This is a genomic window from Halovulum dunhuangense (assembly GCF_013093415.1).
Lineage (GTDB): Bacteria > Pseudomonadota > Alphaproteobacteria > Rhodobacterales > Rhodobacteraceae > Halovulum > Halovulum dunhuangense.
This window is the reverse complement of record NZ_JABFBC010000016.1, coordinates 1-2,529: the sequence shown is the minus strand read 5'-3', so window position 1 is coordinate 2,529 and position 2,529 is coordinate 1. Positions and strand designations below refer to the sequence as shown.

2 protein-coding genes are annotated in these 2,529 nt (G+C 68.5%); both read left to right on the top strand.

Annotation, left to right across the window (positions count from 1 at the left end; translation table 11 throughout):
* Window positions 1–28 precede the first annotated feature (28 nt).
* Window positions 29–1,519: a SulP family inorganic anion transporter gene (locus HMH01_RS17665; RefSeq protein ID WP_171327115.1), complete on the top strand. Its 1,491-nt coding sequence runs from the start codon at window positions 29–31 to the stop codon at window positions 1,517–1,519.
* 10 nt (window positions 1,520–1,529) lie between these two features.
* Window positions 1,530–2,384 carry a universal stress protein gene (locus HMH01_RS17660; RefSeq protein WP_171327114.1) on the top strand — a complete coding sequence of 285 codons (855 nt, stop codon included), beginning with the start codon at window positions 1,530–1,532 and terminating at the stop codon, window positions 2,382–2,384.
* The last annotated feature ends 145 nt before the right edge of the window (window positions 2,385–2,529 follow it).

Genomic DNA, 2,529 nt, shown 5'->3' with positions numbered 1-2,529 from the left:
ATGCGGGGTCGGATCCGGACGGGATTTCATGATTTCACTCGATGCTTACCGCGGCCAGTGGCTGGGCAACATCCGCGGCGACCTTCTGGCGGGTCTGGTCGTGGCGCTGGCGCTCATCCCCGAGGCGATCGCCTTTTCCATCATCGCAGGCGTGGACCCCAAGGTGGGGCTCTATGCCAGTTTCTCGATCGCCGTCATCATCGCGGTCACCGGGGGGCGGCCGGGCATGATCTCGGCCGCGACCGCGGCGACCGCCGTGCTGATGGTGACGCTGGTGCGCGACCACGGGCTGCAATACCTGCTGGCCGCCACCGTCCTTGCGGGGCTGCTGCAGATCGGCGCGGGCCTGCTGCGGCTGGGCTTCGTCATGCGCTACGTCTCGAAGTCGGTGATGACCGGCTTCGTGAACGCGCTGGCGATCCTGATCTTCATGGCGCAGCTGCCCGAGCTCGACCCGCGCGCGGTGACCTGGGTCACCTATGCGCTGGTCGCGGCCGGCCTTGCGATCATCTACCTGTTTCCGCTGCTGACGACGGCGATCCCCTCGCCGCTGGTCACCATCGTCGTCCTGACGGCGCTGGTTTTCGCCCTCGGGCTCGACGTGCGCACGGTGGGCGACATGGGCGCGCTGCCCGACACGCTGCCGGTGTTCCTGATCCCCGACATTCCCCTGACCCTGGAAACGCTGCGGATCATCCTGCCCTATTCGGTGGCGGTCGCCGTCGTGGGGCTGCTCGAAAGCCTGATGACGCAGAACATCGTGGACGACCTGACCGACACGCGGTCGAACCGCAACCAGGAATGCATCGGCCAGGGGGTTGCCAACACCGCCACCGGCTTCATCGGCGGCATGGCGGGCTGCGCGATGATCGGGCAGTCGATCATCAACGTCAAATCGGGCGGGCGCGGGCGGCTGTCCTCCTTTGCGGCGGGGGTCTACCTGCTGTTCATGGTCGTGGTCCTGGGCGACCTGGTCAGCATCATCCCGATGCCGGCGCTGGTCGCGATCATGATCATGGTCTCGATCGGCACCTTCTCCTGGTCGTCGATCAAGGCGCTCAGGGTGCACCCCAAATCCTCGTCCATCGTGATGGTCGCGACGGTGATCACCGTGGTCTATACCCACAACCTGGCCATCGGCGTGCTGGTGGGGGTGCTGCTGTCGGGGATCTTCTTCGCCGGCAAGATCGCGCAGCTGTTCCGCGTCACCTCGGAGATCAGCGCCGACGGGCGGGTGCGGACCTACCGCGTCGAGGGGCAGCTCTTCTACGGCTCGGTCGAGGACTTCATGAACGCCTTCGATTTCCGCGAGGCGCCCGAGCGGGTGGTGATCGACGTGAGCCGCGCGCATATCTGGGACATCTCCTCGGTGCAGGCGCTCGACATGGCGATCCTGAAGTTCCGCCGCGACGGCGCCGAGGTCGAGGTGGTGGGCATGAACGCGGCCACCGAGACGCTGGTGGACCGGCTTGCCATCCATGACAAGCCCGGCGCCATGGACAAGCTGATGGCGCATTGAGGAGGGGCCCATGACCGACAAGATCATCGCGCTGGTGGACGGATCCATCTACTCGGAAAGCGTCTGCGACCATGCCGCCTGGATCGCGCAGCGGACCGGCGCGCCGGTGGAGCTGATCCATGTGCTGGGCCGCCGCGAGGCCCCGGACAAGTCGGACCTGTCCGGCGCGATCCGGCTGGGCGCGCGGTCCAGGCTGCTGGAGGACCTGGCCGAGCTGGACGCGCAGCGCGCGAAGCTGGTCGCCCACCGCGGCCGCGCGATCCTGGAGGATGCCCGCGCCATCGTGGACCGCGACGGCATCACCGACATCACCACCCGCCTGCGCCATGGCGACATCGTCGAGGCGATAGGAGAGATCGAGCGCGACGCCCGCGTCGTCGTCATCGGCAAGCGCGGCGAGGCGGCGGATTTCGCCAGGGGGCACCTGGGATCGAACCTGGAACGGATCGTGCGCGCCGCGCAGCGGCCGGTCTTCGTGGCCTCGCGCGCGTTCCGGCCGATCGGCAAGGTGCTGGTCGCCTATGACGGGGGCCGCTCGGCGATGAAGGCGGTCGATCACATCGCGCGCAGCCCGCTGTTCGCGGGGCTTGCGATCGAGGTGGTGACGGTCGGCGCCGACACCGCCGAAAGCCGCAAGGGGCTGGAGGACGCGAAGGCGCTGCTGAAGGCGGCGGGCTTCGAGGCCGCGACCCGGATCCTGCCCGGCCAGCCCGAGACGGAGCTGGGCAAGCTGGTGGACGAGGAGGGCTTCGACCTGCTGGTGATGGGCGCCTATGGCCACAGCCGGATCCGCAGCCTTGTCATCGGCTCCACCACGACCGAGATGGTGCGCTCGTGCAAGGTGCCCGTCGTCCTGATCCGGTAGGCAGGCCGATGGCGGACCAGCCGGACGACGACGCGCTGCGCGAGCGATACCTGCCGCGCCTGCGCGAGGAACTCGCCGCCCTCCGGGCGGCCTCGGCCGACACGGCCGAGGCGCGCAAGCCGGTGGAACTGGACCAGCAGAGCGT

Excerpts from the sequence above, each read along its gene's own strand:
- HMH01_RS17665 (WP_171327115.1), top strand. The coding sequence starts at position 29 with ATGATTTCACTCGATGCTTACCGCGGCCAGTGGCTGGGCAACATCCGC.
- HMH01_RS17660 (WP_171327114.1), top strand. The coding sequence starts at position 1,530 with ATGACCGACAAGATCATCGCGCTGGTGGACGGATCCATCTACTCGGAA.